This window comes from Solwaraspora sp. WMMD937 (genome assembly GCF_029581175.1).
Taxonomy (GTDB): domain Bacteria; phylum Actinomycetota; class Actinomycetes; order Mycobacteriales; family Micromonosporaceae; genus Micromonospora_E.
The window spans coordinates 3,054,826-3,069,564 of record NZ_CP120738.1 but is presented as its reverse complement, the minus strand read 5'-3'; the positions used below and the strand labels follow the sequence as shown (position 1 = coordinate 3,069,564).

Genomic DNA, 14,739 nt, shown 5'->3' with positions numbered 1-14,739 from the left:
GAGGCTGTGCGGTATGTCACCTTGTCGGGTCTGCAGCCATCCCATCCGGGAATTCTTCGATTTCGAGCGGCAGCCGCTGTCGTCGGCCTTCCCCCGACCGGGCGAGCTCGACCAGGAGTACTTCTTCCGCCTCGCGGTCGGCATGTGCGAGTCGTGCACACTGGTGCAGCTCATCGACGCGGTACCGCCGGAGCGCGCCCATCACCAGGGCTACCCGTACCATTCGGCGGCATCGTCGGTGATGTGCAAGCACTTCGAGCAGACCGCCCGCCGGTTCCTGGAGACCGAGCTGACCGGCGCGGATCCCTTCGTCGTCGAGATCGGCGCAAACGACGGGGTGATGCTGCGGACCTGTGGCGACGCCGGCGTACGGCATCTCGCGGTCGAGCCGTCGGGTGCCACCGGCGTACGGGCACACCGGGCGTTCTTCGACGTGGACGCCGCGACACGGATCCGCGACACGGACGGAGCCGCCGACGTGGTGTATGCGGCCAACACCATCTGCGGGGTCACCGACCTGCGACCGATCTTCGAAGGGTTGGACGTGCTGCTCGCCCCGGACGGGGTCTTCGTCTTCGAGGACCCGTACCTCGGGGAGATCATCGAACGGACCAGCTTCGACCAGATCTACGACGAACACGTCTTCTTCTTCACCGTCCGGGCGGTCGGCGCGCTCGCCACCCGGTACGGGTTCGAGCTGGTCGACATCGAGCGGCTGCCGGTGCACGGCGGCCAGATCCGGTACACGATCGCCCGGCCGGGCCGGCGTGCGCCGTCGCCGGCTGTCGCCGACGCGCTGCGCACGGAGCAGGCCCGCGGCCTGGCCGAGTTGGTCACCCTGGAGCGGTTCGCGGCCCGCGTGCAACGTATCCGCGACGACCTGGTCGCGCTGCTGCACGAGTTGCGCGCCGGCGGGGCACGGATCGTCGGGTACGGAGCCACCGCCAAGAGTTCCACGATGGCGAACTACTGCGGGATCGGGCCGAATCTGATCCCGTTCGTCTGTGACACGACCCCGGCCAAGCAGGGCCGGTTGACACCCGGCTCCCACATCCCGGTCCGTCCGGTGGAGGCCTTCGCCGACCCGTACCCGGACTTCGCGCTGCTGTTCGCCTGGAACCACGCCGAGGAGATCATGGCGAAGGAGCGGGCCTTCCGCGAGGCCGGCGGCCAGTGGATTCTGTACGTCCCACAGGTGCACATCGTCTAGCGCCCACCGTGCCGCAGCTTCGAACGTCGGGCCCGACCAGGTCTGGTCGGGCCCGGCACCGTGCGCCCCACCAGGCTGGTCGGGCCCGGCGGACGGCGGACAAGGGGGCGTCGCCCGCCGACGTCGGGGGAAACGCCGGCGGGCGACGCCGTGGGGGGTAAAGCCGTCAGGCGAAACGCTTACGGTAGATCCGGGTGGCCAGGGGCGCCGCCACACAGAGGATGGCCACCCACCAGAGGACCGCCTGCCAGCCGGTGTCCCCGACCGGGCGGCCCAGCAGCAGCTGGCGTACGGTGTCCACGACCAGCGTCACCGGCTGGTGTTCGACGAAGGCGCGCAGCCCGTCCGGCAGCGTCTCGGCCTGTACGAACGCCGTGCTGGCGTACGGGCTGAACATCAGGATGAGGCCGAGTCCGCTGGCACCGTCGACGCTCTTGGCGACCAGTCCCAGCACCGCCGACACCCACGCCAGCGAGAAGGCGAACAGCAGCAGCATGGCCGCCGCCAGAAGCCACTCGATGACCGACGCGGACGGCCGGAAGCCGACCAGCAGGCCGAGACCGACCATGACCACGAGGGCGATCATGCCCCGGATGACAGCGGCCACGATGTGCCCGGTCAGTACCGCTGAGTCCAGCATCGCGATCGCCCGGAACCGGTCGACCACGCCTTCCTGCATGTCGGACTGTACGGCCAGCGTCGTGGAGACGGAGATCATCGTCACGGCGATGACGAGGATGCCCGGCACCAGATAGTTGATGTAGGTGGTGGCACCGACGTCGATGGCTCCGCCGAACATGAAGCGGAACATCAGCAGCATCACCGCCGGCAACATGATCGCGGTGAAAATCTGGTCCGGGCTGCGCGTCAGGTGGTGCACGTGCCGTCCGATCAGGACGCGCGTGTCGCTGACGGCCCAGTACAGCTTGGATCGCTTCTCCGGCAGGACCACGCCCTCAGTGGCCGGTACGGTCGTCGTCACTGCATCGCTCCTGCGTGGTCGGTGGTGGTGGCGTCCTCGCGGTGGGTGAGCGCGAAGAACACGTCGTCGAGAGTCGGCTTGGTCAGCGACAACGAGTCGATCTCCAGACCGTGCTGCTCCAGCAGGTCGAGCAACCGCTTGACGTGCGCGGCACCGTCGATGAAGATGCTGATGCTCCGGGTCACCTCGTCGCGCTGGATACCCTCGCCGTCAATCAGTTCGACGGCCCGGGCGTAGTCACTGACGCTGGCCAGGACGAGTTCCACCCGTTCCTTGCCGACTCCCTGCTTGAGCTCGGCCGCGGTGCCCTCGGCGATGATCCGCCCGTCGTCGATGACCGCGATCCGGTCCGCCAGCTGGTCGGCCTCCTCGAGGTACTGCGTGGTGAGGAGAATGGTGATGCCGGCGGCGAGCAGTTGCTTGATCGCCTCCCACATCGTCGCCCGGCTGCGCGGGTCGAGGCCGGTCGTGGGCTCGTCGAGGAACAGCACCGACGGCGGGACGATCAGACTCGCCGCCAGGTCGAGCCGCCGCTTCATCCCGCCGGAGTAGGTCTTCACCCGGTTGTCCGCGGCGTCGACCAGGTCGAACTGCTCCAGCAGCTGCTGGGCGCGCAGCGTCGCGTTGGCCGTGCTCAGCCGGTGCAGGCGGCCCATCATGATCAGGTTCTCCCGCCCGGTGTGCATCCAGTCCAGGGAGACGAACTGGCTGACCAGGCCGATCGAGCTGCGTACGCCGTTGCGCTGCTTGACCACGTCGTAGCCGTTGACGAGGACCTCACCGCTGGTGGGCCGACTGAGCGTGCTCAGCACCTTGACGACGGTGGTCTTGCCTGCCCCGTTCGGGCCGAGCAGCGCGAGCATGGTGCCCCGCTTCACGTCAAGGTCGACCCCCTTGAGCACCTCGACCTTCTGGTACTTCTTCCGGAGATCACGTATCCGGATTCCTGACTCGCTCATCGGACTCCTTCTGTTGTTGCTTGGTCAGGCACGGCTGGCAGGAATGGTTGAACCCCGGCAGGACGCGACGGACGCGCGCCACCGGCGGGTTGATCGACTCTGACAGTCTCTACGCTAACAGTATGGGGGTCAAACTGATGTGTTTATGGTATACATGGTTCCGACAGGACGTCAACGAGCGGGCGGTGGGCATGGCATCTGGGCAGAACAGAGGCGGCGCGGCCGCCCCCTCCTTCGAGTTTCTCTGGCGCGACACGCGGGCCCCCCGGTCCGGCCCCGGCCCCAAGCCGGCGCTGAGTGTCGACAAGATCGTGCTGACCGCGATCGAGATCGCCGACGAGGAAGGGCTCGACGCGGTCTCGATGCAGCAGGTCGCCAAGCGGCTGGACTTCACCGCGATGTCGCTGTACCGCTACGTACCCAGCAAGTCCCACCTGGTCGAGGCGATGACCGACGTCGCCTCCGGTGGTCCGCCGGACCTCGACTCGGTGGCTGGCGGCTGGCAGGCGAGGGTCGAGACCTGGGTCAAGGCCATCTGGGGCCGGTACCAGCGCCATCCGTGGATGCTGCAGGTCCGGGTCAGCTACCCGATCGGGCCCAACCAGCTGGCCTGGTTCGAGAGCCTGCTCGGCGCGATCGCCGACAGCGGACTCGGCTACGACGAGATGGTCTCGGTCAGTCTGTTCCTCAGCGGCGCCACCCAGGGTATGGCCCGGATCTCCCTCGACATGGCCCCGGCCGGTGCCGAGCCCACCGGCGACGGTCCCGGCTACGAACAAGCCCTGGCGACGGTCGTCAACGCCGAGCGGTTCCCGACCCTCGCCCGCCTGCTCGCCGCCGGGACGTTCGCCACTCCGGCCGCACCCACCGGCCCGGACAGCGACGTCATTCCCAACCTCGAGTTCGGTCTGCGACAACTCCTGGAAGGCATCCACGTCTACGTGACTCGACGCGCACAGCTAGGGGCAGATAGGGGTTAACCACAATCGCATTTCACGGCTAGGCTCGGTCCGTAATTTCCGATACGGGGTGAGCGCACCCAACAATGAGGGTTATTCAGGCCGACGTCGAACAAGCACCTGAACCGAGGCGTCACGCACGAACAACCCTCGACATGCTGCGGAGCAGTTCATGCGCGTACTGTTCACGGTGTTCGCCGCCAAACCACACTTTTACAATCTGGTCCCGTTGGCCTGGTCGCTGCAAGCAGCCGGGCACGAGGTCCGGATCGCGAGTCAACCGGACCTCGCGGAGATCATCGCCGCGACCGGCCTCACCGCGGTCCCGGTCGGCAGCGAACTCGACATGGTCACGGCCTTCCAGAGCGGTACGGACGACGGCTCCGGCGGCGCACCATGGCAGCGCCTGACCGGGCTCAGCGAGCTCGACCCGGCCAGGCTCACCTGGAACTACGTCCTCGGCGTGTTCACCGTCGGCTGCTCCATGGAGTACGAGTACCTGGCTGGCCAGGCCGTGACGGACGACCTGGTCGAGTTCGCCCGTGGCTGGCAGCCCGACCTGGTGATCTGGGACGCGCTGACCTTCGCCGGGGCGATCGCCGCCCGCGCCAGCGGGGCCGCCCACGCCCGCATCCTCTTCGGGCAGGACTACGTGTTCCGGATGTACGCCGACTACCGCGCGATGCTCGACCGGCAGCCACCGGAGTGCCGGGACGACCCGGTCTCCGACTGGCTGGCCGGACGCCTGGCCCGCTACGGCTGCTCCTACGAGCAGTACCAGGACCTGGAACTGATGACCGGCCAGTGGACGATCGACCCCACCCCTGCCTGGATGCGGCTCCCCCTCGACCTGCCGTACCTGCCCATGCGCTACGTGCCGTTCAACGGTCCGACCAGTGTGCCCGGGTGGGTGCTCGCCCCCCCGGCACGCCCACGCGTCTGTCTGTCACTCGGGGTGTCCGGCAGGGAACTGTTCGGTGGCGACCAGCTTTCCCGCAGTGACCTCACCACCGTGTCCGATCTACTGGACGCGCTCGCTGACTTCGACGTCGAGGTGGTGGCGACGCTCAACGCCGAACAACTCGCCTCGGTCGACCGGCTACCGGACAACGTCCGGGTGGTGGACTTCGTCCCGCTCAACGAGTTGCTGCCCAGTTGCTCGGCGGTGATCCACCACGGCGGATTCGGCACCACCGGCAACGTGCTGGCGCACGGCGTACCTGGGATCGTGATCCCGGCGCCCTGGTGGGACGCCGCCCGGCTGGCCCAGCATCTGCAGGGACGTGGTGCCGGGTTCCTGCTGGACCACGACGAACTGTCCCGGGCCGCGCTGCGTGACCGGCTCGCCCGCCTGCTCACCGATCCGCAGATCGCCGACCACGCCGCACAGGTCCGCGCCGAGCTTCTGGACGCGCCGAGTCCGCACGAACTGGTCCCGCAGTTGGAGCGGCTGACGGCGCGGCACCGCGCTGCCGATCCCCAGCCAGTCGGAAGCAGGTGAACCGCAATGCGCGTCCTGGTCACCGTCATCGCCGTCAAGACCCACCTGTACAACGTGGTTCCCATGGCGTGGGCGCTGCAGGCCGCCGGGCACGACGTCCGGGTGGCCAGCCAACCGGACCTGGTCGAGGCGATCACCAACGCCGGCCTGACCGCTGTTGCGGTCGGTGATCCGCTCAGTATGGGCCGGTCGGCGCACGGCCCCCGTGGGCAGACGTTCCGGGCGCACGGCGGCGGCATGCTCGTCGCCGCAGGCGAGGAGCCGACCTGGGAGCACGCCCTCGGCGCACTCACTGTCGCGTGCGCGGTCGAGTACGAGTTCTTCGCCGGTCAGACGGTGCTGGACGACCTGGTGGAGTTCGCCCGTGGCTGGCAGCCCGACCTGGTGATCTGGGACGCGTTGACCTTCACCGGGGCGATCGCCGCCCGCGCCTGCGGCGCCGCGCACGCCCGCATGCTGTTCGGCATCGACTACATCACCCAGATGTACGGACACTTCGTGACGCTGCGCGACGAGCAGCCCGCCGACCGGCGCGACGACCCGGTGGCCGACTGGCTCACCGGCCGGCTCGGTCGCTACGGCTGCGAATTCGGCCCGTCGGACGCGCTGGAGCTGATGACCGGGCAGGTCACGATCGACCCGACCCCGGCGTGGATGCAGCTGCCACTCGGACTGCCGGTCCTGCCGGTCCGGTTCGTACCGTTCAACGGCGCGGCCAACGTTCCGCAGTGGATCTACGATCCGCCACGGCGGCCACGGGTCTGCCTCTCCCTGGGCATGTCGGGCCGGGACCTGTTCGGCGGCGACCTGGTCTCCGTGGCCGACCTGCTCACCGCACTGGCCGAACTCGACATCGAACTCGTCGCCACCCTCAACGCGGACCAACTCGCCGCCGTCACCACCCTGCCCGACAACGTCCGCGCCGTCGACTTCGTCCCCCTCAACGAACTCGCCCCCACCTGCACCGCCATCATCCACCACGGCGGCTTCGGCACCCTCGGCAACGTCCTCGTCCACGGCATCCCCAGCCTCACCGTCCCCGCCCCCTGGTGGGACGAGAAAGACCTCGGCACCCACCTGCACAACCGCCACGCCGGCATCCACCTCGACCCGCACACCCTCACCCCCGACACCGTCAAGACCGCCCTGCACCAACTCCTCACCGACCCCACCTACCGACACCACGCCACCGACGTCCAACACGACATACTCACCACCCCCACCCCCAACGACGTCACCACCCAACTCGAACAACTCGCGGCCGGTCCGCGGGCCTAGTCCGTCCGGGAGATTCCGCCATGCGCGTACTCGCCACCGTGTTCGCGACAAAGCCCCACCTGTACAACCTGGTGCCGGTGCTGTGGGCGATGCGCGCCGCCGGCCACGAGGTCTGCGTCGCCAGCCACCCCGACCTGATGGAGACCATCGGACGGACCGGCCTGACCGGGGTGCCGGTCGGCAACGAGCTCAACATGATGGGATCGTTGCAGGAGAAAGGGGACGACAGCGCCGGAACCGGCGCCACCTGGGAGAGCCTGACCTCCGGCATGACCGAGACCCGGTCGGAGCGCCTCACCTGGAACTACGTGCTCGGTGCCTTCACGATGGGCTGCTCGGCGGACTACGAGTACCTGACCGACCAGGTGATGCTGGACGACCTGGTGGAGTTCGCCCGTGGCTGGCAGCCCGACCTGGTGATCTGGGACGCATTGACCTTCGCCGGGGCGATCGCCGCGCGCGCCTGCGGCGCCGCGCACGCGCGCATGCTGTTCGGCATCGACTACATATCCCGGATGTACGACAACTACCGGGCGCTGCTCGACGAGCAGCCCGCCGACCGGCGCGACGACCCGGTCGCCGACTGGCTCACCGGCCGGCTGGCCCGCGCCGGCGTCGACACCGTGGTCACCCCCGAACTGGCCAGGGAGCTGATGACCGGGCAGGTCACGATCGACCCGACCCCGGCGTGGATGCAGCTGGCGCTGTCGGTGAACCGGCTGGCCATGCGGTACGTGCCGTTCAACGGGCCGAGCGCGATCCCACGGTGGATCTACGATCCGCCACGGCGGCCACGGGTCTGCCTCTCCCTGGGCGTGTCCGGCCGGGAGCTGCTCGGCGGCGACCTGGTCTCCGTGGCCGACCTGCTCACCGCACTGGCCGAACTCGACATCGAACTCGTCGCCACCCTCAACGCGGACCAACTCGCCGCCGTCACCACCCTGCCCGACAACGTCCGCGCCGTCGACTTCGTCCCCCTCAACGAACTCGCCCCCACCTGCACCGCCATCATCCACCACGGCGGCTTCGGCACCCTCGGCAACGTCCTCGTCCACGGCATCCCCAGCCTCACCGTCCCCGCCCCCTGGTGGGACGAGAAAGACCTCGGCACCCACCTGCACAACCGCCACGCCGGCATCCACCTCGACCCGCACACCCTCACCCCCGACACCGTCAAGACCGCCCTGCACCAACTCCTCACCGACCCCACCTACCGACACCACGCCACCGACGTCCAACACGACATACTCACCACCCCCACCCCCAACGACGTCACCACCCAACTCGAACAACTCGCCGCCGATTCATGGAGCCTGCGATCGTGACCACTTCGCCGCCCAACTTCGGAGTTCGCCTGGGGGTCGTCCGTGGCATCAGCTACGGCATGTACGGCCGCCCGGAGCGCTTCGTGCCCCATGTCCGCGCCATGAACGCCGGCCTGATCCGGGTGTACGTCTACTGGTCGCAGATCGAGCCGGTGTCCGGCCGCTTCGACTTCGACGTCGTCGACACCCTGTTCGATCAGCTCGACGGCACCGAGGAGATCTGGGTGACGGTCTGCTCCAGCTCGCCCTGGGCCACCCGGGTACCGACCCGGCTGCTGCCGCCGTCACCGGCCAAGAGCCTGCGGCGGTACGGCAAGTTCGTCGAACGGCTGGTCCGGCACTGCGCCGGCCGGGTGCACTACTGGCAGTGCGACAACGAGCCGACCGACAACGCGATGCTGTGGGCCGGCACCGCGCCGGAGTACCTCGCCCAGCTCAAGGTGCTGCACAAGGCGGTCAAGAAGGTGGACCCGCAGGCGTCGGTGGTCCTCGGCGGCGCGCCGTTCATGCTTCCGTTGTCGGCACCGGACAGTCACGAGCGCCGGTTCTTCGATCTGCTGCTCGACCAGGGCCGGGACCACTTCGACCTGTTCGACCTGCATCTGTACGGCCCGACGACGATGATCCCCGAACACGTGGAATCGGTCCGCGACCAGATGCGCAAGTTCGGCTACGAGAAGCCGGTGGTGGCCGGCGAGTACAACGGGCCGTGGCCGGCGCTGTTCCCGGAGGCGATGGCGATCCTCAAGGAGCCGGCCGAGGCCGCCGGCCAGCACGGCCGCCAGGCCGAGCACGAGGCCATCGCCAGGCTGTACGCCCGACGCGAGACGTTGCCGCCGACGCTGCAGATGTTCCTGCTCGACTGCCCACCCGACCTCGAAGACAAACGCTACCGGATCGCGTGCCGGGAGATCGTGATGCGCAACCTGCTGGCGTTCTCTGTCGGTGTCCGGCGTACCGCCTGCTGGAACCTCGCGCCGGAGGCCGCCGGCTTCGCCAACCCGTACTCGCTGATGGACGTGATGTTCCGGACGTTCGCGCTGATGGACTACGCCGGTGACGAGCTCGCGGTGCGTCATCCCAACGCCGAGGCACTCGCCCTGGTGTCCGGCCAGCTCGACGGGGCCGAGCGGGTCGAACGGGTCCCGGTCGGGGATCGGCCGCAGCAGTACCTGTTCGACGTGCGGCGGCCGGGACGCGAACCGCTGCTGGTCACCTGGATCGACCGGGACCCGTTCCACGGCGAGGACGAGCCCGACGTGCAGTTCGACTGGTTCTGGACGGCGCAGCGGGCGTACGCGGTCGACGCGCTGGGCCGTGCGGTACCGGTGACGTCGCGCGACGGCCGGGTGCACCTGCCGGTCGGCTGCACTCCGGTCTTCGTCTCCGCCGAGCCGATTCCCGCGAAGTCCGGAGGACACTGAGGATGCGAGTGCTGTTCACCGTCTCGTCGTGGTCGACCCACTACTCGACGATGATCGCCGTCGGTTGGGCCGCGCAGGCCATGGGACACGAGGTCCGGGTGCTGTGCCCCGCGTCGGAGACCGCCGCGGTGTCGAACACCGGGCTGATCCCGGTACCGGTGCTCGACGGCGTCGACATCGTCACCAGCAACCGGCTGGAGTACTACCGGGAAGCCGCCGAGGGCCGGTGGCGCTACCCGTGGCTGCCGCTGCATCCGCTGACCGGCGAACCACTGCGCAGCCTGGACGAGTTCGACCTCGCCGCGTACCGCCGTACCGTGGAACCGGAGCTGGCCGCCCGCGCGGCGCGCGGATTCGACGCGGCGGTCGAGTACGCCCGCCGCTGGCGACCGGACGTGGTGCTGCACGACCCCACGAGCCTTGAGGGCCTGCTGGCCGCCCGGGTGATCGGCGTTCCGGCGCTGCTGTGCCTGTGGGGTCCGGTGGGCACCGACGAGCCGGAGCACCGGCGGATCGTGCCGACCGACATCAGCGGGTCGTTCGCCCGGCACGGTGTCGGCGAATTCAGTCTCGACCTGATCACCCATGTGGTCGATCCGTGTCCGGCGGCGGTCGCCCCGCCGGTCGGTGGCGAGCGGGTGCCGCTGCGGTACGTGCCGTACAACGGTTGCGCCCCGGAGCCGGCCTGGCTGCTCGATGCTCCGGCCCGGCCCCGGGTCTGCATCGCCTGGTCGACGGCGCTGTCCACGATGTCGGGACCGAACTCCTACCTGCTGCCCGAGCTGATATCCAGCCTCGACGGTCTCGACCTCGAGGTGGTCGTCACCGCCACCGCGGCGGACGTGGCGGCGCTCGGCGTGGTGCCGGCGGGGGTCCGGGTGTTGGAACGCATGCCGCTGCGGCTGCTGCTGCCCGGTTGCGCCGCGATCGTCCATCACGGCGGCAGCGGCAACACGATGACCGCGCTCGTGTCCGGCACACCGCAGCTGCCGATCACCTTCACCACCGAGACCACGGTCACCGCAGAGCGGCTGCACACCGCCGGTGTCGGCATCCACCTGCAGGGCGACCTCGCCGACCGGCGGCGGGTACGCGACGCGGTGCTGGCGCTGGTGTCCGACCCCGGATACCGGGCCCGTGCCGGTGCGGTCCGAGACGAGATTCGGCTCAGGCCGACCCCGGTCGACCTGGTGACGAACCTGGAGAAGTTGGCGGGCCGTTGAACCGCGTGCTCGTTCGGTAGGGAGTGACAGGTGAAGGGCATCATCCTCGCTGGCGGGTCGGGGACCCGTCTGCATCCGGTGACATTGCCGATGTCCAAGCAGCTACTGCCGGTCTACGACAAACCAATGATCTACTACCCGCTGTCGGTACTCATGCTCGCCGACATCACCGAGATCCTGCTGATCAGCACCCCGCGTGACCTGCCGCAGTTCCAGCGGCTACTCGGTGACGGGTCGGCGCTGGGCATCAGCATCAGCTACGCGGAGCAGCCCAGGCCACGCGGGCTGGCCGATGCCTTCATCATCGGCGCGGACCATATCGGGGACGACTCGGTCGCGCTGATCCTGGGTGACAACATCTTCTACGGGCCCGGCCTGCCCGAGGTGTTGCAGAGCAGCGCCCGTCAGCTCGGCGGCTGCGTGCTGTTCGGCTATCCGGTGACCGACCCGTGGCGTTACGGCGTGGGCGAAACCGACCAGGCGGGCAACCTGATCTCGTTGGAGGAGAAGCCGGAGCGGCCGCGGAGCAACACCGCGATCACCGGTCTGTACCTGTACGACAACGACGTGATCGACATCGCCAAGAAGGTCCGCCCGTCGGCGCGCGGCGAGCTGGAGATCACCGACGTCAACCAGGTGTATCTCGACCGGGGCAAGGCCCGGCTGGTCGAGCTCGGTCGCGGGTTCGCCTGGCTGGACACCGGCACCCACGACTCGCTGCTGCAGGCCGGGCAGTACGTGCAGGCGCTGGAGCAACGCCAGGGGCTGCGGATCGCCTGCGTCGAGGAGATCGCACTTCGGATGGGGTTCATCAGCGCCGAGGCGTGTCACGCGGCCGGGGCTGGTCTGGCGAAGACCGGATACGGCCAGTACCTGATGATGGTGGCGGCCGAGCACCGATCGAGGACCGGCTGACAGCCCGGGGTGACGTGCGATCCGGCGGCGGTACGCCGCACCCGCCCGAAGTGCCCCGCCCGGCGTGCCGACATGTCGGGCGGGGCACTCACCCCGGACGGAGCACCGCCCCGGACCGGGTGCAGCCGGATCAGCGGGCCACGAGGGTACGGGCCGGAGACATCGGTGACTGGCCGGAGACGTCGTACTGCAACAGCTCAGACGGCAGATCGGCGCGGCGGGTCACCTTCAGCTTCCGGTAGACCCGGGTGAGATGCTGCTCGACGGTGCTGACGGTGATATACAACGTGCGGCCGATCTCCCGGTTGGTGTGCCCCAGTGCGGCCAGCGCGGCCACGTTACGTTCCGCCTCGCTCAACGCGACGACGCCGGTCGGGCCGACGTCTGCGGCCGACGTCGGCTCGGCCGCCGCCCCCACCTCGACCGGTCCGCCCGCCGCCTGGCAGACCTTGAGTTCCTGTTCGGCGCGGCGCAGCACCAACCGGGCCTGCCCGAGGTCGCCAACTTCCCGGTGCGCCTGGCTCAGGTCGGCCAGCGCGTACGCCAACTCGAGCCGGTCGCCGCAGCGTTCCAGCACCTCGATGGCCTGATACAGCAGTTCGGTCCGGTCTCGCGACGCGCCGACGGCGGCCAGGACCCGCAGCGCGGCGCCACGCGCCCGGTCCCCCGCCCGCTCCAGCTGATCGGAGACCAGGTGCCGGCCCTTGCCCCGCAGGCCGACTTGCAGGTACGCCCGGGCGAGCGGGCAACGCCACGGGATCATCGCCGGTACGTCGACAGCCAGCCGCTTGAGCAGTTCACCACAGCGCTCCAGTTCGTCCACCGCGGCCAGCGGCCGGCCGGCGGCCAGACTGTGACTGCCGCTGGCGTACAGGTAGTGGGCACCGGCGACGGTGTCGAACATCGCCTCGGGGACGGCGGCGTCCAGCAGCGCGGCCGCCCCATCGAGGCGTCCCATGGCGGTGCGGGCCAGGACCATCGTCGCCAGCGGCAGTCCGACGAGCACCCCCCAGTCACGCGCCGGCAGGATCGCCAACGCCTCCGCCGCCGCCACGTCCGCACCGGCCAGATCACCCCGCCGCCAGGCGAGGTCGGCCCGGACCCAACTCAGCAACGCGCGCCCGGCCCCGGTGCGGCGCCGATCAGTGCTGTCGAGCAGGGTCTGCGCCCAGTGCCGGGCGTGCTCGGGGCGTCCGGCGTACTCCAGCACCAGCAACGCCAGGGCGGCGACTTCCGGTGGCGCCTCACCCGCGCAGCTCTGCAACGCGTGCTCCGCGCTGCCCACCGGTGGTGTCGCGGATCGGGCCAGCGTGAGCCGCGCCGCCCTGGCCAGCGGTCCGCCGGTTGTCGGGGCCGGGGACACGAGCCAGCCCTGCACCGGCTCGGCCAGCCGTTGCCAGATCGGCCCGTACACCCATTCCAAGGTCAGGCGCAGCTCGATGAGACTGGTGGCGTCCGCCGGACCGTGGCGTTCACCGACGGCGTTGACGGCGTCGAGGGCAGCCGTCAGCTCTCCCTGCCAGAGCAGGTGGCGGATCACCGGTACGGCGTCCCGCCAGGGCAGGGTTCCGGCACTCAGCGCGGTACGTAGCTGGGGCAGGTGGGGGGCGAGTGCGGACGGATTCGCCCGCCAGGCCAGCCGGGCCAGCACGGCCCGCAACGCCAGCCGCTCATCGTCGTCGCAGTTGCGCAACGCCAGGTCGAGGCAGCCGATCGCGAACCGGTCGTCCTCGGCGATCATCTGTTCCGCCGCGTGCCGCAGCAGGCGTACCGCCCATGGCCCCGGGACCGCGCTGGCGGCCACTAGGTGCCGGGCGACCTCGACCGTCTCCGCCGACCGCCCGTACAGCAGTTCGGCCGCCCGCAGGTGCCACCCGGCGAGCTTCTCCGGAGCGATGCCCGCCAGCAGGATGTCGCGGATCACCGGATGGCGGATGCGGTCGCTGACCACCAGCCCGGCGGCCCTCAGCACGTCGAAGGCGGGTCCGAGGGGCCGGTCGGCCAGCCGGAGCAGCTGTGCGGTGAGCTCCTGGGTGGCGCACTCACCGAACAACGCGATGCCCCGCGCCACCACCAGGATCTCCTCGTCCCAGCGGGTCACGCAGTCCCAGACGTCCTGGTGGAACACCGGCCCGGCGACCGGCGCGGCGCACGCCGCACCCGCCAGGTTCGCCGCGCCTGAGGCGTCTGCGGCGCCGGCCGTGTCTGCCGCTCTCGCGGCGTTCGCGGCCCGCAGCTGGTCCTCGATCAGCGCATGGGTCAGGAGCGGGTTCCCGCCGGTGATGGCGTGCATCCGGGCGGCGAGCCCGGCGGGTGTCCCGGAACCGCCCAGCCGGCGAGCCACCAGGTCGGCGGTGCCGGCACAGGTCAACGGGGCAACAGTGATCCGGGCGTGCGGCTGCCGGGCCACCTCGGCGTGCAGTTGGGAACGCGGCAGGCTGGGCCACTCCCACTCGGTCATCGCCATCAGTACGCGGGCCGGCCGGATCCGCCGCCGCAGGCTGACCAGCACCTGCAGGGACGGTCGGTCGGCGAACTGAATGTCGTCGATAGCGATCACCACCGGCCGGTCGGCCGCGAGCTCCAGCAGCAGGGCGCACAAGCCGTGCACCGCCCGTGCGTCCAGCCCGCCGCTGTGCGGCGTGCCGCCAGGTCCGGGCAGAGCCGCCGGAAGCGTCAGTTCCGCCATCCGGCCGGGAATCTCGGGCGCCAGCGACGCGCTGCGGATCAGCTGCCAGACAACCCCCAACGGCAGCTCACGCTCGGCCCTGGCGCCCGTCGCGCTCAGCACCAGCGCCCCGGTTGCCGCGGCGCGCTCGGCGAACGCGTGCAGCAGCTCGGTCTTGCCGGTGGCCGGACCGCCCCGGACCAGGGCGACCCTGCCGCGTCCCGCAGCGCTCTCGGCCAGCAAATCGGTCAGTGACGACAGTTCTCCGTTTCGTTCTACCAACATGGTTTTCCCC

The 14,739-nt window shown here is 69.8% G+C and carries 11 protein-coding genes; 8 read left to right on the top strand and 3 right to left on the bottom strand.

Annotated elements, in window-relative coordinates; genetic code table 11:
- Nucleotides 1–13 precede the first annotated feature (13 nt).
- Nucleotides 14–1,210 carry a class I SAM-dependent methyltransferase gene (locus O7621_RS13525; RefSeq protein WP_282234277.1) on the top strand — a complete coding sequence of 399 codons (1,197 nt, stop codon included), beginning with the start codon at nt 14–16 and terminating at the stop codon, nt 1,208–1,210.
- A 166-nt stretch (nt 1,211–1,376) separates the two neighbouring features.
- Here the strand turns inward: O7621_RS13525 and O7621_RS13520 are convergent, their stop codons facing one another.
- The gene (locus tag O7621_RS13520; RefSeq protein ID WP_282234276.1) at nt 1,377–2,192 is read right to left on the bottom strand and encodes an ABC transporter permease; all 816 of its coding nucleotides are present in this window, start codon (nt 2,190–2,192) and stop codon (nt 1,377–1,379) included.
- Complete coding sequence (locus tag O7621_RS13515; RefSeq protein WP_282234275.1) at nt 2,189–3,151, bottom strand: ATP-binding cassette domain-containing protein; 963 nt, start codon at nt 3,149–3,151, stop codon at nt 2,189–2,191. Before O7621_RS13515 ends, O7621_RS13520 begins: the two co-directional genes overlap by 4 nt.
- Before the next feature lie 191 nt (nt 3,152–3,342).
- Between O7621_RS13515 and O7621_RS13510 the strand changes: the two genes are divergently transcribed.
- From O7621_RS13510 to rfbA, 7 genes are all read left to right on the top strand, one after another.
- Nucleotides 3,343–4,131, top strand: coding sequence for a TetR/AcrR family transcriptional regulator (locus O7621_RS13510; protein WP_282234585.1), 789 nt, complete (start codon nt 3,343–3,345; stop codon nt 4,129–4,131).
- Nucleotides 4,132–4,282: 151 nt separating this feature from the next.
- Complete coding sequence (locus O7621_RS13505) at nt 4,283–5,611, top strand: activator-dependent family glycosyltransferase (protein WP_282234274.1); 1,329 nt, start codon at nt 4,283–4,285, stop codon at nt 5,609–5,611.
- A 6-nt stretch (nt 5,612–5,617) separates the two neighbouring features.
- A complete protein-coding gene (locus O7621_RS13500; protein ID WP_282234273.1) occupies nt 5,618–6,889 on the top strand; it encodes an activator-dependent family glycosyltransferase in 1,272 nt (423 codons plus the stop codon).
- Nucleotides 6,890–6,909: 20 nt separating this feature from the next.
- Nucleotides 6,910–8,214, top strand: coding sequence for an activator-dependent family glycosyltransferase (locus O7621_RS13495; protein ID WP_282234272.1), 1,305 nt, complete (start codon nt 6,910–6,912; stop codon nt 8,212–8,214).
- A complete protein-coding gene (locus O7621_RS13490; protein WP_282234271.1) occupies nt 8,211–9,638 on the top strand; it encodes a hypothetical protein in 1,428 nt (475 codons plus the stop codon). The genes O7621_RS13495 and O7621_RS13490 overlap by 4 nt, the downstream gene beginning before the upstream one ends.
- 2 nt (nt 9,639–9,640) lie before the next feature.
- On the top strand, nt 9,641–10,861 hold the full coding sequence (locus O7621_RS13485) for a nucleotide disphospho-sugar-binding domain-containing protein (protein WP_282234270.1): 1,221 nt from the start codon (nt 9,641–9,643) through the stop codon (nt 10,859–10,861).
- Between the two features lie 30 nt (nt 10,862–10,891).
- Nucleotides 10,892–11,776 (top strand): glucose-1-phosphate thymidylyltransferase RfbA, encoded by an 885-nt coding sequence (gene rfbA, locus O7621_RS13480; protein ID WP_282234269.1) that lies wholly within the window; start codon nt 10,892–10,894, stop codon nt 11,774–11,776.
- A gap of 130 nt (nt 11,777–11,906) precedes the next feature.
- Here rfbA and O7621_RS13475 read toward each other — a convergent pair whose 3' ends face one another.
- Nucleotides 11,907–14,729 (bottom strand): LuxR family transcriptional regulator, encoded by a 2,823-nt coding sequence (locus tag O7621_RS13475; RefSeq protein WP_282234268.1) that lies wholly within the window; start codon nt 14,727–14,729, stop codon nt 11,907–11,909.
- Nucleotides 14,730–14,739: the final 10 nt, after the last annotated feature.

What these genes read in the sequence shown, in the direction of transcription:
- O7621_RS13475 (WP_282234268.1), bottom strand. Translation starts at nt 14,729, where the DNA reads ATGTTGGTAGAACGAAACGGAGAACTGTCGTCACTGACCGATTTGCTG.
- O7621_RS13500 (WP_282234273.1), top strand. Translation starts at nt 5,618, where the DNA reads ATGCGCGTCCTGGTCACCGTCATCGCCGTCAAGACCCACCTGTACAAC.
- O7621_RS13505 (WP_282234274.1), top strand. Translation starts at nt 4,283, where the DNA reads ATGCGCGTACTGTTCACGGTGTTCGCCGCCAAACCACACTTTTACAAT.
- O7621_RS13515 (WP_282234275.1), bottom strand. Translation starts at nt 3,151, where the DNA reads ATGAGCGAGTCAGGAATCCGGATACGTGATCTCCGGAAGAAGTACCAG.
- O7621_RS13525 (WP_282234277.1), top strand. Translation starts at nt 14, where the DNA reads ATGTCACCTTGTCGGGTCTGCAGCCATCCCATCCGGGAATTCTTCGAT.
- O7621_RS13485 (WP_282234270.1), top strand. Translation starts at nt 9,641, where the DNA reads ATGCGAGTGCTGTTCACCGTCTCGTCGTGGTCGACCCACTACTCGACG.
- O7621_RS13495 (WP_282234272.1), top strand. Translation starts at nt 6,910, where the DNA reads ATGCGCGTACTCGCCACCGTGTTCGCGACAAAGCCCCACCTGTACAAC.
- O7621_RS13510 (WP_282234585.1), top strand. Translation starts at nt 3,343, where the DNA reads ATGGCATCTGGGCAGAACAGAGGCGGCGCGGCCGCCCCCTCCTTCGAG.